The 24,310-nt window shown below is 52.8% G+C and carries 22 protein-coding genes; 20 read left to right on the forward strand and 2 right to left on the reverse strand.

All coding sequences use genetic code 11. The features are described from left to right. The first annotated feature begins 6 nt into the window (after positions 1-6). From BMW41_RS03865 to BMW41_RS03880, 4 genes are all read left to right on the forward strand, one after another. The gene (locus BMW41_RS03865; RefSeq protein ID WP_074648938.1) at positions 7-3,069 is read left to right on the forward strand and encodes an efflux RND transporter permease subunit; all 3,063 of its coding nucleotides are present in this window, start codon (positions 7-9) and stop codon (positions 3,067-3,069) included. A 77-nt stretch (positions 3,070-3,146) separates the two neighbouring features. Further along, positions 3,147-4,529, forward strand: a complete 1,383-nt coding sequence (locus tag BMW41_RS03870) for a TolC family protein (RefSeq protein WP_074648939.1) — start codon at positions 3,147-3,149, stop codon at positions 4,527-4,529. A 95-nt stretch (positions 4,530-4,624) separates the two neighbouring features. Further along, positions 4,625-5,881 (forward strand): TolC family protein, encoded by a 1,257-nt coding sequence (locus BMW41_RS03875; protein ID WP_177171154.1) that lies wholly within the window; start codon positions 4,625-4,627, stop codon positions 5,879-5,881. A 180-nt stretch (positions 5,882-6,061) separates the two neighbouring features. After that, positions 6,062-7,402, forward strand: a complete 1,341-nt coding sequence (locus BMW41_RS03880; RefSeq protein ID WP_242870290.1) for a M18 family aminopeptidase — start codon at positions 6,062-6,064, stop codon at positions 7,400-7,402. 393 nt (positions 7,403-7,795) lie between these two features. On the opposite strand, the gene BMW41_RS03885 is transcribed toward BMW41_RS03880, so the two are convergent. After that, the gene (locus BMW41_RS03885) at positions 7,796-8,791 is read right to left on the reverse strand and encodes a DUF6033 family protein (protein ID WP_074648942.1); all 996 of its coding nucleotides are present in this window, start codon (positions 8,789-8,791) and stop codon (positions 7,796-7,798) included. Positions 8,792-9,130: 339 nt separating this feature from the next. On the opposite strand from BMW41_RS03885, the gene BMW41_RS14530 reads away from it, so the two are divergent. From BMW41_RS14530 to BMW41_RS03945, 13 genes are all read left to right on the forward strand, one after another. Further along, positions 9,131-9,295 (forward strand): hypothetical protein, encoded by a 165-nt coding sequence (locus BMW41_RS14530; protein WP_177171155.1) that lies wholly within the window; start codon positions 9,131-9,133, stop codon positions 9,293-9,295. Between the two features lie 356 nt (positions 9,296-9,651). Then, positions 9,652-10,188: a VanZ family protein gene (locus BMW41_RS03890; protein WP_074648943.1), complete on the forward strand. Its 537-nt coding sequence runs from the start codon at positions 9,652-9,654 to the stop codon at positions 10,186-10,188. Between the two features lie 95 nt (positions 10,189-10,283). Further along, the gene (locus tag BMW41_RS03895; RefSeq protein WP_074648944.1) at positions 10,284-11,093 is read left to right on the forward strand and encodes a carbon-nitrogen hydrolase family protein; all 810 of its coding nucleotides are present in this window, start codon (positions 10,284-10,286) and stop codon (positions 11,091-11,093) included. Between the two features lie 70 nt (positions 11,094-11,163). After that, positions 11,164-11,388, forward strand: a complete 225-nt coding sequence (locus BMW41_RS03900; protein WP_177171156.1) for a hypothetical protein — start codon at positions 11,164-11,166, stop codon at positions 11,386-11,388. Positions 11,389-11,528: 140 nt separating this feature from the next. Next, positions 11,529-12,308, forward strand: a complete 780-nt coding sequence (locus tag BMW41_RS03905) for a hypothetical protein (RefSeq protein WP_074648945.1) — start codon at positions 11,529-11,531, stop codon at positions 12,306-12,308. A gap of 354 nt (positions 12,309-12,662) precedes the next feature. Beyond that, positions 12,663-12,881, forward strand: a complete 219-nt coding sequence (locus BMW41_RS03910; RefSeq protein WP_031471006.1) for a FeoA family protein — start codon at positions 12,663-12,665, stop codon at positions 12,879-12,881. 27 nt (positions 12,882-12,908) lie between these two features. Further along, positions 12,909-13,133 (forward strand): FeoA family protein, encoded by a 225-nt coding sequence (locus tag BMW41_RS03915; protein ID WP_031471005.1) that lies wholly within the window; start codon positions 12,909-12,911, stop codon positions 13,131-13,133. Between the two features lie 86 nt (positions 13,134-13,219). Continuing rightward, positions 13,220-15,391: a ferrous iron transport protein B gene (gene feoB / locus BMW41_RS03920; protein WP_074648955.1), complete on the forward strand. Its 2,172-nt coding sequence runs from the start codon at positions 13,220-13,222 to the stop codon at positions 15,389-15,391. Positions 15,392-15,552: 161 nt separating this feature from the next. Next, positions 15,553-15,831, forward strand: a complete 279-nt coding sequence (locus BMW41_RS03925) for a DUF2325 domain-containing protein (RefSeq protein ID WP_031471003.1) — start codon at positions 15,553-15,555, stop codon at positions 15,829-15,831. Between the two features lie 147 nt (positions 15,832-15,978). Continuing rightward, complete coding sequence (locus tag BMW41_RS03930; protein WP_242870291.1) at positions 15,979-16,521, forward strand: flavin reductase family protein; 543 nt, start codon at positions 15,979-15,981, stop codon at positions 16,519-16,521. A gap of 145 nt (positions 16,522-16,666) precedes the next feature. Next, positions 16,667-18,157 carry a M20 family metallopeptidase gene (locus BMW41_RS03935; RefSeq protein WP_074648947.1) on the forward strand — a complete coding sequence of 497 codons (1,491 nt, stop codon included), beginning with the start codon at positions 16,667-16,669 and terminating at the stop codon, positions 18,155-18,157. A 66-nt stretch (positions 18,158-18,223) separates the two neighbouring features. After that, a complete protein-coding gene (locus tag BMW41_RS03940; protein ID WP_031471000.1) occupies positions 18,224-19,318 on the forward strand; it encodes a dipeptide epimerase in 1,095 nt (364 codons plus the stop codon). A 331-nt stretch (positions 19,319-19,649) separates the two neighbouring features. Then, on the forward strand, positions 19,650-20,762 hold the full coding sequence (locus BMW41_RS03945; protein ID WP_031470996.1) for an ABC transporter ATP-binding protein: 1,113 nt from the start codon (positions 19,650-19,652) through the stop codon (positions 20,760-20,762). A gap of 128 nt (positions 20,763-20,890) precedes the next feature. On the opposite strand, the gene BMW41_RS03950 is transcribed toward BMW41_RS03945, so the two are convergent. Then, positions 20,891-21,574: a hypothetical protein gene (locus BMW41_RS03950; RefSeq protein ID WP_074648948.1), complete on the reverse strand. Its 684-nt coding sequence runs from the start codon at positions 21,572-21,574 to the stop codon at positions 20,891-20,893. Between the two features lie 79 nt (positions 21,575-21,653). Here BMW41_RS03950 and BMW41_RS03955 point away from each other — a divergent pair, with 79 nt between their 5' ends. The 3 genes from BMW41_RS03955 (at position 21,654) to BMW41_RS03965 (ending at position 24,221) form a co-directional block, all read left to right on the forward strand. Beyond that, positions 21,654-21,842, forward strand: coding sequence for a hypothetical protein (locus BMW41_RS03955; protein WP_074648949.1), 189 nt, complete (start codon positions 21,654-21,656; stop codon positions 21,840-21,842). A gap of 24 nt (positions 21,843-21,866) precedes the next feature. Then, the gene (locus BMW41_RS03960; protein ID WP_074648950.1) at positions 21,867-22,526 is read left to right on the forward strand and encodes a YesL family protein; all 660 of its coding nucleotides are present in this window, start codon (positions 21,867-21,869) and stop codon (positions 22,524-22,526) included. A gap of 306 nt (positions 22,527-22,832) precedes the next feature. Continuing rightward, positions 22,833-24,221 (forward strand): ABC transporter substrate-binding protein, encoded by a 1,389-nt coding sequence (locus BMW41_RS03965; RefSeq protein ID WP_031470992.1) that lies wholly within the window; start codon positions 22,833-22,835, stop codon positions 24,219-24,221. Positions 24,222-24,310 lie beyond the last annotated feature (89 nt).

A 24,310-nucleotide genomic window follows, 5' to 3' on the forward strand; every position in this document is an offset into this window, starting at 1 on the left:
TTTACCATGGGTGGTTTAACAAAGTTTATACTGCGACGGCCGGTAACCGCGATCTTATCGGTCATCTGTCTGGTGGTGTTCGGCATCATGTCGATTCGGAACATGACGCTGGAGCTGTCGCCGGACATGAATATGTCCATGATGATCGTCATGACCAGCTACAGCGGAGCCAGCGCGGAAGACGTCGCCGAGCTGGTGACCAAGCCGATTGAGAATTCAGTCAGCACACTGTCGGGACTGGACTCCATGTCCTCCACATCTAGTGAAGGTTCTTCCCGGATCATGCTCTCGTATGATTACGGAACGGACATGGACGATGCCTATGACGAGGTAAAAAAGAAGGTCGATCAGATCAAGTCGAGTCTTCCGGACGACTGTTCGACGCCGCAGATCATCTCGATGAATATGAACTCTTCTGAGGATATCCGGCTGAATATTGAGAACAGCGGATATGCGGAGGAAGATCTCTACAACTATGTCAAGGACCGCATCAAGCCGGAATTTGAGAAGCTGGCGGATGTGGCGGATGTCAGCCTCCGGGGCGGAAGACAGAAATATGTCTCCATCACGCTGAACGAGGAGGCCATGAAACAGTACGGCGTCACCATGAGTTCCATTGTATCGGATCTCAAGGCGGCGGATGCGACGATTCCGGGCGGAAGCACCAAGGAGGGAAGTCAGGAATACTCCGTCTCCACGCGTATGAACTACAAGACCATGGAGCTTCTGAGCGAGATTCCGCTGACCACTTCCGACAATTCCATTGTCTACCTCGGGGATGTCGCCACCGTCGAGTATGCCCAGAAGTCCAGCAGCAGTATTTCCCGCTATGACGGAAAGGGAGTTGTGTCCATCGGCCTCAGCAAACAGCAGAGTTCGACGGCCATGAGTATTTCCAACGCGGTCAAAAAGACGGTGGCATCGCTGGAAGCCGCGGATCCGAATCTGAAGATCACCGTGGTGGATGACAATGCCGATTCCATCATGGACTCCCTGACCGACGTGGCGAAGACACTGGTTCTGGCGGTCATCATTTCCATGATCGTCATCTGGCTCTTCTTCGGTGATCTGAAGGCGTCCATGATCGTCGGAAGCTCCATTCCATGTTCGATTCTTGCGGCACTGATCTGCATGTATTTCATGAACTTTTCGCTGAATGTCGTGACGCTGGCGGCTCTCTCCCTCGGCGTCGGCATGATGGTTGACAACTCCATCGTTGTTCTGGAGAGTTGTTTCCGCGCGACGTCCAGGATGGATACCAGAGCGGGACTCATCGAGTATGCCCGGAGCGCATTGGAGGGAACCAATATTGTCGGACTGTCCGTTGCCGCCTCCACGGCGACTACCTGCGTCGTGTTTATTCCGCTGGCACTGATCTCCGGTATGGCGGGACAGATGTTCAAGCCGCTGGGATTTACGATCGTGTTCTGTATGGTGGCTTCGCTCCTCTCCGCCATTACCGTGGTACCGCTCTGCTATATGCTGTATCAGCCGAAAGAACGCGAGAAAGCACCGTTTAACCGGCCGATCCTCAGTCTTCAGGACGGATACCGGAAACTGATGAAAAAAGTGCTTCCGCACAGTAAACTGGCGATTCTTTTATCCATTGTCCTGTTTGTCGGATCGATTTTCCTTGCATCCAACCTTACCATGGAGCTGATGAGTGCGGATGACAACGGAGAAGTCTCGATTTCCGTAAAGACAAGACCGGGCATTCAGCTGGAAAAAATGGAGCCGATTCTGAATGAGATCGAGGAGATCGTCACGGCGGATCCGGATGTGGAACATTATTCCACTTCCTTCTCCTCCGGCGGTATGAGGGGAAGCTCATCCGCATCCATCACCTGCGAGCTGAAGGACGACCGCGAGCTTTCCACCGATGAGACGGTGACGAAATTCCAGAAGGAGCTGGCGGACATCACCAACTGCACCATTTCCGTCAGTGCCAGCGGTTCCATGAGTATGATGAGCGACCGGTCGAACAGTTATTCCGTTCTTCTGCAGGGCGCGGATTACTCGAAAGTCAAGGAGGTGACCAACAAGATTGTGAGTGAACTGAAGGGACGGGATGATGTCACCCGCGTTCACTCCTCCATCGAGAACTCGTCCCCGGTGATTGCGGTGGACGTCGACGCGATCCGCGCGAAGGCCAACGGCCTGACCGCCTCCCAGATCGGCAATGCGGTCTACAGCGCGCTCAGCGGTTCGTCCCCTATCAACATCACGGTGGACGGAGAGGATGTTTCGGTCACGGTGGAATATCCGGAAGACGCTTATGCGGATCTCTCGGCTGTAAAGAATATTCTTCTGACGAACTCAAAGAAGGGACAGGTGGCATTGACGGATGTGGCAGACGTTCACTATGAGGATTCTCCGGCGTCCATCTCCCGTGAGGACAAGCAGTACCGCGTGACGATCAGCGCATCCTACACGGGCCTGGCCACCAGATCAACGCAGCAGACGATTTTTCAGGAAGTGGTACAGCCGAATCTGAGCGATCAGGTCACCACCGGCGTCAACAGCCGTGACCGATCCCGGAACAGTGAGTTCGAAAGCCTCGGCGGCGCGCTGGCAATCGCGGTGTTCCTGATCTTTGTCGTGATGGCGTCGCAGTTTGAGTCGGTGAAATACTCGGCGATGGTTATGACCACGATCCCGTTTTCCGTCATCGGTTCCTTCGCTCTTCTGTGGCTGACGGATGTCTCCCTCAGTATGGTAGCCCTGATCGGCTTCCTCATGCTGATCGGAACTGCGGTAAATAACGGTATTCTCTATGTGGACACGACGAACCAGTACCGCGCGACCATGGATATGGACACGGCCCTCGTTGAGGCAGGAGCGACGCGAATGCGCCCGATCCTGATGACGACAATGACAACCGTGCTCTCGATGATTCCGCTGGCACTTGGAGTCGGAAGCTCGGGATCTTACACACAGGCCCTCGCTTTGGTTAACATCGGCGGACTGATCACTTCCACCATCCTGTGTCTGATCGTGCTTCCGGGATATTACAAGATCATGAGCGGCGGAAAAGCGCTGAGAGAGGACCCGTTTGCGGACATCGACTGAGCGCGGAAGCGCGGGATCCGGTGCCCGGGAGACCGGCGATGAGAAAAAACGGGATACGGCGAACGAATAAGAGATGTATGGTGAAAGACAGAAAAGAGATGACGGAAGAGATGAGAGATAAGAAAAAAGCGGGAAACGGCGGCATCGTCCGTCGGCTTCTCGCCGGTGCGGTGCTGGTCGGATGTCTTTCCGCCCTCGGTCCGGTGGAGGCTCTGGCGGCAAAACGGCCGTATGCCTACGGGACTTCCGGGGAAGACGAAGAAGCATATGGCCCGGCTCTCGCCGGCAATGCCGCCTCCACCGGAACCGGGATTGCCGGAATCTCCGGAGCCGACGGCATTGCGGCAGCGTCCGCGCTGGATGCGTCGACGGGGTCAGGACCGAATCAGATTGTGGAAGACAATGCCGAAGCAGCGGCAAAACGGGCCGCTCTTGCGGACAATACACTGGAGTTTTCGGAGATTGCGGGCCGGATCGAGAATTACAATGTCTCCTTCCGCAACACAAAAAGTACGACACTCGGTAAACTGATCAATCAGGGCGTGATCTCCGAACTGACCGAGGAGGCCCGCGATCTCACCAAGGAAGCGGATGATCTGAAGGAAGACGAGATGGACGAAGAGGACAAGGCGCTCTATGAGAGTTACCGCCTCACGGCAAATGAACTCCGGAAGAAGGCAGCCGATATCCGGCATACCGAGACGGATTCCCTGGAAACGTCGCTCCGGCAGAGCCGGAACTCCCTGATCAAGATGGTACAGAACCAGTACATTGCCTATGAAAAGGCGAAATACTCCCTGAATGCGGCAAGAAAGAGCGAGGCGGCATGCGAAAATGACCTTTCGGCCGCACAGACAAAACAGTCGGCGGGACTTGCCTCGGAAGCCGATGTTCTGGAAGCGCGGAATAAGCTTCTCGCCGCGCAGAAAAAGACGATGAGCGCTGAGTCACAGCTTTCCGGCGCGAAGAATAAGATTCTGATCAGCCTTGGATGGGATGTGGATGCGGATGTGGAGATCACGGATATTCCGGCGCCGGATATGAGTCTGATCGCCTCCATCGACCTTGCTGCGGACACACAGACGGCGATTACCTCCAACTATTCCCTGATCACCACCAGAAAGGGTTCCTCGAAGACCACAGCGGCAAAGACGCAGAAGAACCGGGCGGTGACGGCGTCCAAGACGATGATCACCTCTTCGATGAACACGCTCTACGCGGCGGTGGTGTCAAAGCAGCAGGCTTACGATGCGGCGCAGGATGCCTGGGCAAAAGCGCAGAATGACTGGAACAGCGCGCAGATCAAATACCGCGGAGGCCTTTCCGGCCGGTCGGAGTATCTCAGCGCGGAGGCGGCATATGAAAATGCCCTTGCGAGCGAAAAGAGCGCGGAGCTGGACCTGATCTCCGCGATGCAGACCTATGACTGGGCCGTGGCCGGACTGATCGCAAACGGATGAAGCGATGGTATGCCGGACACGAAATGACAGACCGCCATCGGACTGCGGAGCAGACGGTGCAAACGGTTGTGATACAGCAGAAGGAGAACAGACGGATGGAGAACAGAAAAACAAGAAACGGAAAACAAATCCGGAGGATGATCGCCTCTGTGGTTCTGTCCGGTGCGCTGGCGGTGCCGTTTTGCCCGCTGACGGCGTATGCCGCGCCGGAATCGGCCTACAGCGCCGAAACCTGGGAAAAACTCCGGGACAATAAGATGGAATACGATGAGATTTCCCTTCTCGTGCAGGAGTACAACCCGTATTACCTGAACAACGCCGCGTCTTATGCGGACAGTAAGACGACGGAAAACGCAAATGAGATCCGTCAGGGAAAAATGGAAGATGCGGAAGATCTGGAGAGCAGTGCCGACCAGATGGCGGACAATGCCGATTCGCTGATGGATCAGCTGGAGGAACTGGTGGAATCGGGGGCAACCGGAGCATCCGGCCTCGCGTCGAGCTACGCTTCCTTAAAGGCGTCCTCGGCGCTCCTTCATCAGAATTCCATCACGACGCGGCAGTCGGCGAATACCTCTTATGAGGATGCAGACACGAAGGCACTGAATCAGCGGAAGAAACAGACCGCTCTCATTGTGCAGGCGCAGGGCCTGTTTGCGTCCTACAATCTCGCCCGGATCTCGGTGCCGGTGATCGAGAACAGCATTGCCATGGCGGAGCGCAATGTGGCCCGCGTGCAGAATAAGATTGCGGCGGGCACTGCGACGCAGTCGGCGCTTCTCAGCGCGCAGAACTCCCTGAAATCCCTGCAGGGCACGCTGACGTCCACAAAAGCCAGCGTGGAGTCGGTTCGGCAGAGCCTTCTTCTGAACACCGGCTGGGCGTCGACGGATAGTCCGGAGATCTGCGGGGTTCCGGAACCGGATCTTTCCCGGATCGAAACGATGAATCCCGATGCGGATGTTCAGACGGCGCTGGACGAGAACATTTCCCTGAAACTGGACCGGAAGACACTGACGAATATGGATTCCGGCACGACGGATTACCAGAATCAGGTTCGCACGATCGCATCGGAGGAGCAGACCATCCGAAATTCCGTAAAGTCTCTCTATCAGACGATTCTCACCGACCGGGCCGCGCTGGAGACGGCGCAGTCCGCTGTGGATGTGCAGCAGAAAAAGCTTTCGTCCATGCAGACGTCCTTCGGCGCCGGCCTCTGCACGAAAAATGAGCTTTTGGATCAGGAGGCATCCGCCGCGTCCGCGGAAGTGGACCTTATCACGGCGAAAATCAATCTGCAGCAGGCGATCCAGACCTACGAATGGGCCCTGCAGGGATATATGACATCCTGACGGTAAGAAAACAGAAGAAACAGACGGAATTACCCGGGGCGGAGCAGCTGCTGTGCCTCGGGATTTTTCTTTCCGGTTCGACTGTGACAGGGACAGGGACTGCAGGACATCTTTCAGAAAATGCCTGAAAAGTCCTGATTTGATGTATAATAAGCGGTATGAGACCAATAACCTCAGATTATGAGAAATATCGGGGAGGAAGAGATGGATTTTACCAGGGTAAATGAAGGATTACTGCAGTTTCTGGACGAGAGCCCGGTTGCATTCTATGCCGTGAAGAATATGCGCCGGATGCTGGAAGAATCGGGGGCGGAGCGTCTCTGTGAAGGTGATGCCTGGAAGCTGGAAACCGGAAAAAAGTATTATGTGACCAGAAATGAATCCGCAATCATAGCGTTTGAGATTCCGAAGAAGGATTACCGCGGTTTTCAGATCATGGCGAGCCACAGTGATTCTCCGGTATTTAAGATTAAGGCCAATGCGGAGATCGAGGTGGACAAAACCTATGTGAAGCTGAACGTTGAGAAATACGGCGGAATGATTTTTTCTCCGTGGCTGGATCGGCCGCTCTCGGTGGCGGGCCGCGTGATCATTGAGACACCGGAGGGCATTGAGACGAGACTGGTCCGGATCGACCGGGATCTTGTCATTATTCCGAATCTTGCGATTCATATGAACCGGGAGATCAATGACGGATACAAATTCAATGCGCAGAACGATATGCTTCCGCTGTTCGGCGAAAAGCTGGAAAAGGGATCCTTCCTCAGATTTATCGCCAAAGAGGCCGGAGTGGAGGAATCGCAGATTCTCGATACGGATCTGTATCTCTACAACCGGATGAAGGGAACAACGCTGGGGCTCAACGGCGAGTTCATCTGCAGCGGCCGTCTGGATGATCTTCAGTGCGCTTATGCCTCTCTTCAGGGCTTCCTTCAGGCGAAGCCGACGGAGAGCATCGCGGTTCACTGTGTCTATGACAACGAGGAAGTCGGTTCCGGAACCAAGCAGGGCGCGCAGTCCACATTCCTGAAGGATGTCCTTCATCGGATCAATGCGGCCATGGGCCGAGACGAAGAGGGATACATCCGCTCGCTCACGTCCAGCTTTATGGTTTCGGCGGACAATGCCCATTCGGTTCATCCGAACCACACGGACAAGGCGGATCCCACAAACCGTCCGTATATGAATCAGGGAATCGTCATCAAATACAGTGCCAATCAGAAGTATACAACTGATGCCGTATCCGGCGCGATATTCCGCAGAATCTGCAAGAAGGCGGAGGTTCCGGTACAGACCTTCACCAACCGGTCCGATATGCTGGGAGGAAGCACGCTCGGCAACCTCTCAGGCAATCAGGTGGCGCTGAACACTGTGGATATCGGTCTGCCGCAGCTGGCAATGCACAGTCCGTACGAGACGGCAGGTGCAAAAGATACGGCATATCTGATTGAGGCGGCGAAAGTTCTCTTCTCGTCTTCGATTCAGTCATCCGGAGACGGAACATATACGATTTCACTGTAATTTTACTGTAATTTCAACATAATCACTCTGTAAAAGGGGAAAGGGCCGGCACCTTCGGAATCCGAAGATGCGGGCCCTTGTGTTGACCGGAACAAACTTCCGGTCTCCTGCGGCAATGGAAGAGGAGTCGAAATCTGCCGCAGGACTCATATATATAAGACTGACAGCGGGGAAGCTGTTGTCGGCTTTGGGATATCTGACGGGGATGCCGTCAGATTCGATCCGGACGCGGCTGAAGCTGCGCCGGGTTTATTCGTGGAGCACTTAGCGACGCATATTTCACTTAGCGGCTTTGCCGCTTAGTGAAATAGCGTGCTGAGGCTGGTTTTTCCGAGCCTGGCAGTTTTGCTTGACTTCCTGACAGAGGAAAAGGTCAGGCCCCGGTTTGGTCGGTTAAACGGAGGCGTCGAAGAGCGAACCGGCAACGGCCGTGCTGCTTCCGTTACCCATAAAGGCGGAAATCTTTTCCATCAGTTCGTCGATGCTGCTCGCGGAGAGCGTGACATAGTTTCCGGAATCCCAGTCAATAGCTGTTTCTTCCGGATCTTTGGCCTCCCGGGCTTTTTCCGCCGCTTCTTTTTCCAGCTTTTTGGTTTCTTCCGCTTTTTCGATTCGTTCGGCTTCGCGTTTCTGTTCCGCCTTCTTCGCCTCGTACTTTTCTTCTGCTTTCTTCTGCTCGGCCTTTTCTGCCTGGCGTTTTTCATCCAGTTTCTTTGCCTGTTCACGGTTTTCCTGCATCGCCTTGTCAAAGGTTGCAAAGTACGATGTGGAGCCGTCATCATTAAACTTCATGCCGTAGGAAGCGAGAACATCCCCGTCTCCGCCGGTCTGGGCCGACATCTGTGTCGCCATCTGCTGAAGGCTGGTGCGCCCGAGCTCGATCTTGGCCTCAATTTCCTTCCGGTATTCCGGATCGCTTGCCATCTTTTCGAGCTTTTCTTCATCGATCAGAACGGTGGCTTTTCCGGCTACGCCGTAACGGCCGGCGTTATCGGCTACGGTGTCCTTGTGCTCGGCACTGACCAGCACAAAGGCCATGTCACCGTATTTGGATTTTAAACTGTCATAAACTTTTTTGGCGTCATCGGAGAGTTTTACGTCACCGACCACACTGCCATACTCTTTCGTATAGGAGATACCCGGTGCGCCGTTTCCGCCGCCGGTCAGAGCATCGATGATTTTCTGACGCTCTTCTGCGGATGGTCTGGAACTCTTTTCGTACACATCGGTGGATCTCACGGCTGCCTTTGTTTCGGCTGTATTATCGTCTTTTGAAACGACAGAAGAGGAATTCTCGTTCTCTTTGTCGGAGTCAGATACTTTATTTATATTGGTTTTATAGGACGGAACGGATCCGATGCCATAACCTGTTCCCTGTATTCTTGACATATCGGCACCTCCTTGCGCGCCCAAGGGCATCCTTTCCCATTCCGGGCATAGTATTTATTAGGTATTTGATGACATTATCGGCTGAATAAGAATTATTATTTGCTTTTTTTCGTGGAAAATAAAGTTTCGTCATATTGATGAAAAAGAAGAGGATTGTATTTAATTAAGAACAATGCAAAAAAAGGAAAATACCGCTTGCAATCAGAAAAAAACAGGTGTAAATTATCAACAGATTATCACGCTACCACTTTAACATGGTAACGTGATAGCAAGTAAAACAAGATAAGGAAAAACCAAACGGAACAAGTCAATCAGGATAAATTATAGGAGGAAACAGCGATGACAAAGATCAGCACAACACTGAACAAGAAGGAACTTACAACAAATGAGCGCGACTATCTGGCGGCAGGATATTATCCGGTCGGCATCTGCAGCTGCTGCGGCGGCAATCTCTACAACTGGTATTCCAACAAGTGTGAGAGCTGCAGAACGGAGGAGAAATAAAGACCACATTTTTTCTGGAACACATCATCTGAAAATTTCGGGAACATATCATCTGAAAAACGGCAGCGGGTATCCTTTTCGGATATCCGCTGTTTTTGCGGCCATTTTTTGCTATAATCAGGGGCGGGAAAAGAGTGGGAATTTCCGGGAAGGACGGCTGCGGCGGATCATCGTGAAGGACAGCGGGGAACGATGGTTGTGAAGACCCGATGGGGACGATGGCCGTGAAGACCTGACGGGAACGACGGTTGTGAAGACCTTAAAGGGAACGAAGGCCGTGACGGAATGCTGCGGTGGAATCGCCGGGGCGGACCGCCGTTGGAACAGGATCCGGAACAGAAAATGGGGGAAGAAAAATGAGTAAAGGCGTCTTTCGGCTTCTGCGGCCGACAAACGGGAAACTGACGGTTCTCTGGATGGGAATGATCTTCCTGATGTCCGCCACCGCAGGACCGGAGTCGGATCAGCAGAGCGGAATCATCGTCGATTTTCTGCGGATTTTTTTGAATCCGATTCTGGACGGGATGGATGCGTCCGCCAGGGGAACGATAAATGCCGCGCTTCCTCTGCTTGTGCGAAAGATGGCACATATGACGGAATATGCGGTTCTGGCAATTCTGTGCTGCCGGACGATTCAGGACCGGATTCGGGAGCGGAACATGGCGGAGAAGTCGCGTTCACTCCGGTACGAGGCCGCGCTGATTGTCAGCGTTCTTTATGCATGTACGGATGAATTTCATCAGACGTTTGTGGCGGGGCGTGCAGGATGCGTGCAGGATGTTCTGATCGATGCCGCCGGGGCCTGCGCCGGTCTCGCGGTATGGTATCTGTATGAGCGGAGAAAGTCGAGGGTGACGGAGATCGAACCGGCTTCCCGTACTCATGTTTTATGAGATGAGGGACGATATCATACAGGAAAGCGTAAGAGAAAAATAATCGGCATAAAACCGGAATTCGGTTACAATAGAGAAATAGAAAGTGAGGCACTATGCAGAGTACGTTTGTTATGGTTCAGATGAAATCCGTGGAAGATCCGATGGAGAATCTCGCGAAGGCAGAGAAATATGCAGCGGCGGCAAAAGAAAGATTTCAGGCGGATCTCCTTCTGTTTCCGGAAGTGTTTATGAGTATGTTTCCGTCCAAAACACCGGTTCTGGAGAGCAATAAGATAGCGGAAACGCTCGACGGACCGTTTGTGACCGGAATGCGGAAGCTGGCCAGGGACAATGATGTCTGGGTGGTATTCGGCATGAAGGAAAAGACCGAAGAAGGCGACGGGCGCGCGTATAATACATGTCTTGTAGTAGACAATCACGGTGAGATTATCTCGAAATATCACAAGACACATATGTATGATGCTTTCGGATACAAGGAGTCAAACGGGTTCAAGCCGGGGGACCGGCTTTTCACGCCGATCGATACGCCATTTGGAAAACTGGGACTGTTCGTTTGTTACGAAGTCCGCTTCCCGGAGGTGGCACGCTATGAGGCAACCCATGGCGCGGATATCATTCTGATGCCGACGTCCTGGGTGAAAGGCGATCTGAAGACATTCCAGTTCCGCACCCTGGTTACGGCGAGGGCGATCGAGAATACCGTTTTCGTGCTGGCCTGCAACCAGTGCGGCGGGGCGACCACCGGCGAGAGTGTGGCGGTTGACCCGATGGGCGTTGCCATTGCGGCAGCCGGAGAGACCGACGCGCTGGTTCCGGTCTATATCGATACGGACCGTATCGCGCAGGTGCGAAAAAAGCTTCCGTCCTTCGGTGACAGGCGGATGGAGCTGTACGAAGAATGAATCGAGTGTCTGTCATCGGTACCTGATACCGCGGAACGGTGACGGATGGGTTAATACGGAGGAAAAAATGATGATGGGGATTTTATTTCTTTTTATTTCGCTGTATCTGATGTTTAAAATCACCGGAGTTCTGTTTTCGATTATGGGCGGACTGCTGACATTTATTCTGACACTGCTTTTCGGAGCGATCGCGGGCGTCCTTATCATGGGACTGTTCGGGCTCGGGATGCTGGTTCTCCCGGTTCTTTTGGTCGGAGGCATTCTCTCTCTGATTTTCCGGATCGCCCGGATGTAAGGAACGGAATCGCGGACGAGACCATCATGGTGTCAGATGAGTGAGAATGAAAACGGGTTGAGAATACACAGATTCGGAAACAGGATGAACCGGACGGCGGGGGCGCCGGCCGGCCATCGGATAAAAGGGAGGGCATACATATGAGAAGATCAAAAGTGACAGCCGGCGCACTCCTGATCACAGCAGCGTTGGCAATCGGAGGATGCTCCGGCGGCGGAGCTGCGAAGACGGAAACGACAGCGGCAAATCCGGCGGAGACGACCGCAGCGGCATCGTCCGCCGCGGAGGAGACGACAGGAAATGCTTCGGCGGAGGAGACGGAGTACGGAAGCTCCGGTTCCGAAGTCCTTCGGCTCGCGAAAGACAGTGAGACACCGGAGGGACGGCAGGAGATCACGGAACTTCTGGAATCCAACAATGTGGAAAAACATATAAAGAAGGGAAATGTTTATCTGTCCGGAAAAGATTACATCGGTGACAGTGTGGAAGAGAATTCCTTTTATGGGGATGGAACGACCTTCGCGTTCCGGAAGTCTGATCCGAAGACCGGGACGGTAACCGATATCAGCGGCGCGGATGCGAAGCAGAATGCAACGAAGAAGCTGTTTCCGCTTCTTTCTCTGAATCCGGACGAGTATCTGGGCAATGTATCCGGTGACGAGAAGGAAACAATCTATGAGCTGGTTTCCGCATACTCACCCGAAAGACTCGGTTTTTCGTATGTCGATGAAGCCGGAAAGGAAGTGCAGAATCCGGCCGAGTACCTTCTGATCCGAAGCTATACGTTTGAGAATGATTCGGACGTTCTGAAAAATGTCCATGTATATATTCAGAAGAATACGGAGCTTCCGAAACTGGTTCGCGAGCTGAATGTTCAGTGGGATGTGAAGGAAAATCCCATCGTAAACGGTCAAAAGTAACGGGATTCCGTTTCCATTACAGAACAGAGAAGAGCGCATCGTGCAGTCTGTGCACGGTGCGTTTTTTTGCGGCGAACTCGCCCTCGCCCCGGTGAGGCCCTGGCGACTGGCGCGATAACGAGCGGCGGTGCGCAAAATTCGCAAGCTCCCGTCGGGAGCGAGGGGATGGGGTGGGGATGGGGCTGAAGTCCTCTTGCGGACTTTGTTCCGACACAAAAACGGAAAAATATCTGCTTATAAAATATATAATTCTAACGATAGTATCAATAAACTAATATTAGTTAGTAAAAACTATTGACATAAAACTCTAACCAGAGTTAGAATACCCTAAGTATTCGGAAGGGAGATGGATAAATGATGCCTTTATCGTTTGCAAAACCGGGAGAACAGGTCATGGTAACCAGAGTCAGCGGAAATGCGGAAATAAAGAAACATTTGGAAGATCTCGGATTTGTTGCCGGCACTCCGGTACAGATCATTGCGAGCCCGGGATCCGGCAATATCATTGTGGGACTGAAAGAATCGCGGCTTGCGATTACAGATCAGATGGCGGCAAAGATTATGGTTCAGTGATCGATCTCCGACGGAAAGGGGTATGTGATGAAATCGTTAAGAGACATTCCGGTAGGAAGCAGCGCAACGGTGGCAAAAATTCACGGCGAAGGCGCGCTGAAAAAGAGAATTATGGATATGGGTATCACCAAAGGTACCACAATTCTTGTGCGCAAGGTAGCACCGCTGGGGGATCCGGTGGAGGTTACCGTGAGGGGATATGAGCTTTCTCTGAGAAAGCAGGATGCCGACATTCTTGAGATGGCGGACTAAAGGGGAATACCTTCGGTACCGGGCGACCGGTTCAGAGGATATGGTAAATCTGTGCATACAGACATATGCAGAAGGAGCAGATAAAAATGGAAATTAAAATCGCACTTGCGGGCAATCCGAACTGTGGTAAGACGACACTGTTCAACAGCCTGACAGGAAGCAATCAGTATGTCGGCAACTGGCCGGGCGTTACGGTCGAAAAGAAGGAAGGACGGCTGAAGGGCCATAAGGATGTGATCGTCCAGGACCTTCCGGGTATTTATTCCCTCAGCCCGTACACAATGGAAGAGGTGGTCGCAAGAGATTACCTGGTCGGCGAGAAACCGGATGTAATTCTGAACATCATCGACGGAACCAACATTGAGAGAAACCTGTATCTGACCACACAGCTGATTGAGATCGGAATCCCGGTTGTCGTTGCAGTCAACATGATGGATCTGGTCCGCAAAAACGGCGATAACATTGATATAAAGAAACTCGGAGACCAGCTCGGATGCCGGATGATTGAGATCTCCGCGCTGAAGGGCGAGTCCACGGTGGAAGCCGCGGAACTTGCCATCCGCGCGGCGATGGAGCAGAACGAGGCAGAGCTTCCGCATGTCTTTAACGGAAGTGTGGAGCATGCCATCGCACACATCGAAGAGTCCATTGAGGGATTTGTCGATTCCAAAGAGCTTCGCTGGTATGCGATCAAGGTGTTTGAACGCGACCAGAAAGCAGTTCAGAAGGTGAAGATCAGTGCGGATGTAAAGAATCACATTGAGCAGCATATTGTGGATTGTGAGAAAGAACTGGACGATGATGCGGAGAGCATCATCACAAACCAGAGATATGAGTACATTACGGCACTGGTAAACAAGACCGTAAAGAAGGGAAGAGCGGCCGGCGAGCTGACCTTCTCCGATAAGGTTGACCGCGTTGTGACCAACCGGTTCCTTGCGCTTCCGATCTTCGCGGTTGTCATGTTCCTCGTTTACTATGTATCCGTGACAACGATCGGCTCTCAGATGACAGACTGGACCAATGATGTTCTCTTCGGAGAGATCGTTGAACCGGGGGCGAGAGAATTCCTGGAGGGCGTCGGAACCTCCGAATGGCTGGTTTCCCTGATCGTTGACGGTATCATTCACGGAATCGGCACACCGATCGGCTTTGTTCCGCAGATGGCAGTTGTATTCCTGTTCCTGTCCTTCCTGGAGGACTGCGGTTACATGGCGCGTGTTGCCTTCATCATGGACCGCGCATTTCGCAAGTTCGGACTTTCCGGAAAGAGCTTTATCCCGTTCCTGATCTCTTCGGGCTGCGGCGTTCCGGGAATCATGGGAACACGTACCATTGAAAATGAGAGCGACCGCAGAATGACCATGATCACAACGACCATGATTCCGTGCGGCGCAAAGCTTCCGGTTATCGCAGCCATCGCCGGCTTTATCATGGGTGGTGCGTGGTGGATGGCACCGGCCTGCTATTTCGGCGGAATCGCGCTGGTTATCATTTACTGCATCGTGCTGAAGAAGACCAGCTTCTTCGCCGGTGATCCGGTTCCGTTCGTCATGGAGCTTCCGCAGTATCACATTCCGTCCCTGAAGGGTCTTCTGATGCATGTGTGGGAGAGAGTATGGGCATTCATGAAGAAAGCCGGAACCATCCTCTTCCTCTGCTGTGCGGTTATGTGGTTCCTTGCAAGCTTCGGCTTTGCAGACGGTGAGTTCGGTCTGGTAGAGTCCAAGGATTCCATTCTTGCGATGATCGGCGGCATTCTTGCTCCGCTCTTTGTTCCGCTGGGTATCGGCAACTGGCAGACGGTTGCGGCAACCCTTTCCGGTTTTGTGGCAAAGGAAGGTCTGGTATCCACCATGTCCCTTCTTTCTGCAATCGGTGAGGAAGTGGAAGAGTACGAAGAAGCATATCACGCAGCATATCTGGCATTCTTCCCGACTACAATGGCGGCGGTGTCCTACCTGATGTTCAACCTGTTTGACTCTCCGTGTCTGGCGGCGATTTCTTCTCTGGCGAAGGAACTCGGCAACCGGAAGGTATTCTGGTTTGCGATCCTGTTCCAGAACCTCGGCGCGTATGTGGTAACCCTGATGGCTTATCAGCTGATCGGACTTGCTGTTGGTCAGGTTGCATTCAGCATCTGGACGGTTGTGGCAGCAGTTCTTCTGGCAGGCCTTCTGTATGTGCTCTTTGCACCGGATCCGTTCCGGAACCGTGTACATGCACAGGAGAGCGCGGCGGCAAGGGTACGGGCCTGAGAGCGTTCGGAAAAGAATTATTTAAATCGGTTTACTCAAGCAGTATTACTCAAGTGCAGCGGAAAGCCTGCTTTCGGAACGGAGAGCAGGCTTTCCAAAAAGATTATGGTTAGTCAGAACAAACCGAAACAGTAAGTCATGTTCAAAGCGAGGAGGCAGGCATGAGTGTTGTAATCGTAGGCGGAAATGAATGTATGGAACGCCAGTATATGAATATCTGTAAACAGCATGGATGTAAGGCGAAGGTGTTCTGCAAGTATCAGGCGGGACTCGCGGACCGGATCGGCAATCCGGATCTGCTGATCCTTTTCACCCATACCGTATCGCACAAGCTGGTTCGCTGCGCCCTGGACAACAAGGCGGAGACGACGGATGTGGTAAGATCCCATACCAGTTCAAAAGCGGCGCTGAGCGATATTCTGAGTGCGTATGCGCAGTGATGAACGCGCGACCGATCCGGTTTACTTGAATATGGAATAATGCTAAAATGACAGGTGTGCAGGAACGCGGAGATAACCGCACCGGTACACCTGTTTTTGCGCGATAAGAAGGGATGGAGAAGCCGAAGTCCGCGGGCTCCCGCAGGAGTGAGTGGATGGAGAAACCAGAGTTCGCAGGCGGACCTGGATCTTACAGAAAGGGGAAGAGAGATGGAACTGAATGTCGATATTTTTTCGGTACTGGATAAAGGATGGGCGCTGCTGACAGCGGGCGATTCCATGGCACATTTCAACACCATGACGGTGAGCTGGGGCATGATGGGAACGTTCTGGGGAAAGCCGGCCGCGACCGTATACGTCCGTGACAGCCGCTATACACTCGAATTCATGAAGGACAGCCAGTATTTTACGCTGACCATGTTTGATGAGGATAAAAAGCCGGATCTGGGAATTCTCGGATCAAAGTCCGGCAGAGACGGCAATAAGATTGCCGAGACAAGCCTTCATGCGAAGAAACTGGAGCACGGCGTCGGTTTTGAGGAGGCAAAGGTGACGCTGATACTCAAAAAGATATATATGCAGCGGATGGATATGAATGCGATGCCGAAGGAGATTCTTGATCAGATCTATCCGAACGGCGATGACCACAATATGTTTATCGGTGAAGTGGTGGATATCATCCGCAGATAACCGCGCGACGCAGAAAACGCAACCGTTCGGTGAAAAGGCGGGAAGCGGATTTTTCGATAATAAGGAGTATCCCGGATATTCCTTTTATGAAAATCAACCGGCAGATTGACGCGCGGGAGAGAAAGAGACACAGGGGGAAAGAACAATGGATTTAAAGACAGCGGTTAAAAATCAGGAAGAGGAGATGATCGCCTGCCTTCAGCAGGTGATCCGTTTTCCGAGTGAGAGACAGGACGCAAAGGCGGATGCGCCGTTCGGCGAGCCGGTGCGAGACTGTCTTCTCTATGTCCTGAAACAGGCCGAAAAGCTCGGGATGAAGACCTGTAATGTCGATAACTACATGGGATGGGCCGAGATCGGCGAGGGACCGGAGATGGTTGCGATTCTGGGACATCTGGATGTGGTTCCGGCCGGTGAGGGCTGGGACAGAGACCCGTATTCCGGTGATGTGGAGAACGGCAATATTTACGGCCGCGGAACCATGGATGATAAGGGGCCGGCGGTTGCGGCGCTCTACGCGATGAAGGCAATCATGGATTCCGGACTTCCGCTGAAGCGCAGAATCCGCATTCTTTTCGGAACCAATGAGGAAACCGGAAGCGCCGACATGGCGTATTACCGTGAGCACGGCGGAGAGATTCCGGTCAGCGGATTTACGCCGGATGGAGAGTATCCGCTGATCAACGGCGAAAAGGGCATCATCAATGCTGTGTTTACCGCAGCGCTGAATGCCGCAGAGACTGCGGGTGATGGCGTGTGCGGGGCAGGAGAGGTTCTCCTCAGGAGCATTTCCGGCGGTACGGCATTTAACATCGTTCCGGGGCACGCGAAGGCAGAACTGAGCTGCAGCGAGGAAACGGCCCGAAAGGCGATGGAGACGGTGCGCGCGGCAGAAAAAGATCTCGAAAAAGAGATTGCGGAGGATGAGGAAATGAAGGCTGCCTGCGCATCTCTCACGGAAGGCGGAAAAAGCATTCTCTCCGCAGAGTATCATGCGGAGACCGGAACACTCACTGTCCTTGCGGAAGGAAAGGAGGCGCATGCGTCTCTTCCGTGGAAGGGCGTGAATGCCATCGGTGCGCTTCTGTTTGCCCTGAATCGGCTTCCGGTTGCGGGAGAAGCGGCGGAAAAGATCCGTTTCCTTGCCGGTGGCATCGGCCTGAAGGGAACCGGAGACGGATTTGGCATTGCGCTGGAGGATGAGATTTCCGGCCGTCTCAGCTTTAATACCGGAATGATCGAAGGAAACGGCGGGGAAATCAAGGTTTCCATCAACTATCGGTATCCCGTTACCCGCAGTTATGAGGAGTGTGCACCGAAACTGATCGAAGAGATGAAAGAGAACGGCTTTGAACTCACATCGGAGGCGCATAAAGCATCTCTTTATGTGGATAAGAACGAAGAGTATGTGCAGAAACTTCTTGCGGTCTATCATGAGTTCACGGGCCTTCCGGCGGAACCGATGTGCATTGGCGGCGGAACATATGCGAAAGCGATTCCGAATACGGTTGCGTTCGGCCCCATTTTCCCGGGCGATACGGTGAGGGAACATCTTCCAAATGAATTCTGGGAGCTCGACAAGCTCAAACTGAATATGCAGATCATTGCAGAGGCGGTATACCGTCTGGCAAATTAAGGGCTGACCGATTGAAGGAAAATTGCGGAAGCGATTGTCTGCTTCGGATGCGGAAGGGAGAAAAAGTTGAAGATTACGGGTGTAAGGCTTGGAAAGATTTCCGTGCCGCTTCGTGTTCCGTTTAAAACGGCGCTGAGGTCGGTGAACAGTGTAGAGGATGTGATTGTCGAGATTTCGACCGATACCGGAGAAAAGGGATACGGGGAAGCACCGCCCACCGGAGTCATCACGGGAGACACCACCGGTGCAATTCTCGGCGCCCTTCGGGATCACATCATCCCGACACTGATGGGCCGGGATGTGGATGATCTCGAGAACCTGATGATCGATCTCAACCGTTGTGTAGTGAAGAATAGCAGCGCGAAAGCGGCGGCCGACATGGCGCTCTGGGATCTGTACGGAAAACTCTACCGGATTCCGGTGTACAAGATGCTCGGCGGAAGCAGAAAGAAGCTTGTGACCGATATCACCATCAGCGTCAATCCGCCGGAAGTGATGGCGGAAGATGCGAGAAATGCGGTCGGACGGGGCTATGACACCCTGAAGATGAAAGTTGGCATTGACCCGGCATTGGATGTGACGAGACTCACGGCGGTCCGCGAAGCGGTCGGACCGGACGTGAAGATCCGGATTGATGCCAATCAGGCCTGGAATGCCCGGCAGGCCGTCCGTATTCTGGATCAGATGCAGAATAAAGGTCTGGACATTGAACTCTGTGAACAGCCGGTGCCGGCGCATGATCTGGACGGCCTCCGGTATGTCACGGAACGGAGCATCGTGCCGGTTCTTGCGGACGAGAGTGTGTTCTCGCCGGAAGATGCGCTGACGATTCTTCAGACTCACGCGGCGGATCTGATCAATATCAAACTGATGAAGTGCGGCGGAATCTACAACGCACTGAAGATCGCCGCCGCCGCGGAACTGTACGGGGCAGAGTGTATGATCGGATGCATGCTGGAGGCAAAGGTGAGCGTCAATGCCGCCGTTCATCTGGGCTGCGCGAAAGGCGTGATCACGAGAGTGGACCTTGACGGCCCGGTACTCTGCACGGAAGATCCGGTTCAGGGCGGAGCGGTATTCCGTGAAAAGGACATTACGGTTTCGGATGATCCGGGACTCGGAATCCGGGGGGTTGACGGCGTAATGTGGCTGGATAACTGAGTAAAAAACAGAACAGGGTATAAATGGAAGCCGGTTTTCTCTGCTGCGGAAGCAGCGGAGAAGACCGGCTTCACCATCCACTCACTCCTGACAGTTCAAAACAGACAGATTCACAATTTTGTGTAATCTGTCTGTTTTTTTTGATATACGGTTGAATCTTTTGGCATAACCGCTATAATGAAATTATCATTCAAATCAGACAGTTCAACTAAATAAATCAAATAATATGTAATCACAGGATGTTGTTTTGGAATGCGCTGCGGTTTTTCGGCGGAAAAGAGCCTAAAAACTGCAGATCACACATAGAATAGGACAAAAGGGGAGGTCCAATATGGCCAGTATCAGCTGCAGACACATTTATAAGGTTTATTCGGGGAACGTTACGGCGGTAAAGGATTTCAATCTGGAGATCCGCGACAAGGAGTTTGTGGTATTTGTCGGTCCGTCGGGCTGCGGTAAATCCACGACGCTCCGGATGATCGCCGGTCTTGAGGAGATCACGGACGGCGAGATGTATATCGGGGACCGTCTGGTCAATGATGTCGCGCCGAAGGACCGCGATATTGCCATGGTGTTCCAGAACTATGCGCTGTACCCGCATATGACCGTGTATAAGAATATGTCATTCGGTCTGGAGCGGCGCAGGGTTCCGAAGGATGAGATCGACCGCCGCGTCAAGGAGGCGGCAAGGATTCTGGAGATTGAACCGCTTTTAGAGAGAAAACCGAAGGCTCTGTCCGGCGGTCAGAGACAGCGTGTGGCTCTCGGCCGTGCGATGGTCCGCAATCCTGCGGTGTTTCTTCTGGATGAGCCGCTGTCCAACCTGGACGCGAAGCTCCGCACCAGCATGAGAACCGAGATCATCAAACTCCACAAAAAACTGGCGACGACATTTATCTATGTCACCCATGATCAGATCGAGGCGATGACCATGGGAGACCGCATCGTTGTTATGAAAGACGGCATTATCCAGCAGGTGGATACACCGCAGAATCTGTATGAAAAGCCGTGCAACCTGTTCGTGGCGGGATTCATCGGAAGCCCGCAGATGAATTTCCTCGGCGGCACGCTTCACCGGTCCGGTTCCGGCTGGACGGTGGACATTGCCGGAACGGTCATCGCGCTTCCGGAGGAAAAGACGGGCGGCGCGAATCTTGCACCGTATGACGGAAAGGAAGTGACCGTCGGTATCCGTCCGGAAGACATCAAGGACGATTCGGAATTTCTGGAGAAGCATGCCGGTTCAAAGTTCGGGACGGAAGTGGAAGTGTCGGAGATGATGGGCGCAGAGATTTACCTCTATATGATTTATCAGGGGCAGAACCTGATGGCAAGAGTGGCCTCCACGTCGAAGGCGAAACGGGGAGACCGGATCACGGTTGCGGTGGATGAGTCGAAGATTCATCTGTTTGACAAAGAAACCGAAGAGACCATTCTGAACTGATCGGAAGTTCTCTATAAAAGAAAGCTCCGCCCGGCGGAAATGCCGTGCGGAGCTGTACTTTTTTGGTGGATTTTCTTTCGCGTATAGCGGGCAGAAAATGCAAAACGGATTCTGCGAAGCGGATCCGGTCAGGGAACCTGCTCAAAACAGTACCGGATAAAGTCCGCGGTCTGTTCTCTGTGCGGCGCGATGGAAGGAACAAAAAGGTAATAAGTCCCGGTGACTTCGGGGGCATCGGTCAGATAGCGGGAGTCCTTCAGGGAAAGCGCGTAATAGATGGTTTTTCCGTTTTCGTCCGTGTACGTCGCCATGGAATCCCGGAGTGCCCGGAAGAGATCATCCGGAAGAAGCTCATTTAGAGAACAGAATGTCATCTGAGGACGGAACTCATCGAGAACGCTTTTTTCCGTGATGACAAAATCGAGGGATTTTGTGGTGATCCCGGCAATGATTTTGCCCCGGCTTGCCGCGGCGATCTCGGCGGCCTGACCTTCTTCGTCAATGTAGAGGCCGTCGTCGAGAAGAAGCTTCTGGGAGGAGGACAGGCCGATCCTCGAGGCATAGTCCCGGGAGATGTCCGATGCGGAAAAACGGTTCCAGTCATCATTTGTGATCAGACCGGACAGGATGACGGTTTTGGAGCGGTTGACGAGGACCTCGCCGGCGAAAAGAAAGAGAACTACCGCAGCGGCAAGTCCAAGAAAATAGAATTTGTAGTAGTAAGCGATATACTCCGCTTTTTTTCGGAATGTCATGCGGGAGAGCTTGGCGGCTTCCTCCTCTTTCCAACGGTGAAATCGGGATGAAATCATAGTGTATATCCTTTGCGATGGTTTTGTCTGTTCCGCACCGGACCGAAAAGGGGCCGGCGGGGAAACGCAGGACAAGTCTATGATAACACTGCCGTGGGAATCTCTCAACCGGATGGAAGCCGGCAGGGACCCTGAGGCCGGTGCCGTTTGCGGGAAAGGAATGGATGCCGGCGGAAACCTGTGGTCGGTGCTGTCTTGGGAAAAGGGATGGAAGACACAGCGCCGGTGCGGCGAATCGTTCATGCAGAACCGGATTCGGGAGCGATAAGGAACAGAAAGGAGATAGGGAAGGATGAGCGAACTCTTTAATCCGGAGAACCGGTTCTGGAATTTTGTGGGAAAGCTGGCGGACGTATCGGCGATGTCGGTCATCTGGCTGGTCACCTGCATACCGATCTTCACGATCGGCGCATCCACGGCTGCTTTCTATGACTTTTGCCTGAAAGCGGTCCGGGATCAGGAGGGCGGTGTGATACGGGGGTATTTTTCCGCATGGAAACGGCATTTCCGTAAGGCAACGCTTCTGTGGATGATTCAACTGGCGGGACTTCTGTTCTTTGCCGCGGATATCTGGTTTGCGGCGGTGTTCTGGGCTGTGGGATCGGGAAAGACTGCGGAACGCGTGGCACTGACGGGAATGAGCGCGGCGGGGGGACAGGTCGGTCTTGCGCTCACGGTTTTTCTTCTGATCATGGCGGATCTTTTTCTGGTCATCACCATGTACATGTACGGAATTCTGGCAGTGTTTGATCATCCGGTCGGGAAAATTTTGCGGGATGCGCCCGCCATGGCGATGAAATGTGTGCCGGTGACCATTGTGATGATGCTTCTTCCGGCGGCATTTTTCCTTCTGTTCTACCAGTTGAGCGGTTTCTTTTTCTTCTGGATCGGCGGGGTGATCCTCGCGTCTTCTTATCTTATGAATTTTGTGTTTGTAAAGATTTCGGTGTAAGAAACAGAAATGAACGGAAATGACGTCAAATTTGTGTTTCAGAAACACAATTCTCGGTAAAATTATAACAATATATAAATATTGTAAAAAAGCATAATATGGATTATACTGAGTTTTGAAAGTGGGCAAAATGACAAAATAAGCCGAAAAAGACGTTGCTTTATTGGTATATATTTTAGTTCACAACCACCGGCACCATCTGACATTTTGCTGTTATTATCATTTACATGCATTTTCAAATCAAACGTTTTTGGCGATTTGCGGAAAGACCGCTATGAATAGAATCGCTCAGAGGAGGAAAAACATATGAAAAAAATGCAATGGAAGACACTCGAGAAAAGCGCAGCGCTTGCACTGGCCGGAGCGATGGCTCTGACCGCATGCTCCGGTTCCACCGGATCTGCCGCGGCAACGACAGCAGCCCAGACGACAGCAGCAGAGTCTCAGGCAGCGGACGGGAAGACAGAAGCGGCAGATGCCTCCAAGTATGAGGTTACCGAACCGATTGAGATTGTATGGTGGCATGCACTCGAGGATCAGTACACGGATCTTGTCAATGAAGTGGTGGACGAATTCAACAAGAGCCAGGACAAGATTCATGTAACGGCGGAATATAAAGGCGCATACAAAGATATCAATGAGGCGCTGATCGCGGCAAATGCGGCAGGAACCGGACTTCCGGCGGTTGTCGTTGCGAACACCGATTATGTCGCATCTTACGGAGCAAGCGGTCTGTATGAAGATCTGGATCCGTACATCAAGGCGACCGGCTATGATGCAACCGACTTTGCGGACGGACTTCTGGTCAGCGCGCAGTATGAGGGCAAACAGGTTTCCCTTCCGTTCCTTCACTCCACGCAGGTAATCTATTACAATGCAGATATGGCGAAGGAAAAGGGAATTGAGATTCCGACCAAGATCGATGACATGGACGCATTCCTCGAGAAGGCAACCGAGAAGGCGGCAGACGGAACCACAAGCGTATACGGTCTGGAGATTCCGGGATGGGATCAGTGGTATTTCGAGACACTGTATCTGAACGATGGCGTAAAGATCATCAACGGGGAAAATAAGTGCGATCTGAACAGCGAGGCAGCCGTTGCACGCACCAAGAAGATTCAGGACTGGACAAAGGCCGGTCTTGTAAACTATCGTCAGGGAACCGATGCATCTGCGAACATGCGTCAGGATTTCTATGACAAGAAGGCATTTGCCGTTATGCATACCTCCTCTCTGTACAACAACTATGTCAGCAAGTGTGACTTCAATGTCGGCATGGCATGGTATCCGGCAGCTGCAGACGGCACAAAGAACTCTGAGGTCGGCGGATGCGTTCTGGGAATTCCGTCCAAGAACGACCAGAAGACCAAGAATGCTGCATGGCAGTTCCTGCAGTTCCTGTGCGGTAAGGAAGTCAATATGAAGTGGGCAGAGGGAACCGGTTACTTACCGACCCGTAAGTCTGTTCTTCACACCGATGAAGGCAAGGCATTCCTTGAGAAGAAGCCGGCATTCCAGTGCATCTTCGACAATCTGGATCTGGTAAATCCGAGAATCCAGAATGCGGCGTGGTCCGAGCTTGCAACCACATGGAAGAACTACATGGTTACCATGATGACCGAGTTCTCCGATGCTCAGGAACAGTCCGACAGCATGGTTGAGGAGATCGACGAGATCCTTGCCGATCACAAGTAATTCGGAGAACTTCGAAAGAGAAATGTTTCCGGCCGCAGGATCCGGAAATGAGCGGATAAACTGAATAAGCCCACTGCGGCAGGAGACAA

Origin of the sequence: [Clostridium] aminophilum (genome assembly GCF_900101295.1) — a bacterium.
In the GTDB taxonomy this organism is placed as follows: Bacteria; Bacillota; Clostridia; order Lachnospirales; family Lachnospiraceae; genus Clostridium_R; species Clostridium_R aminophilum_A.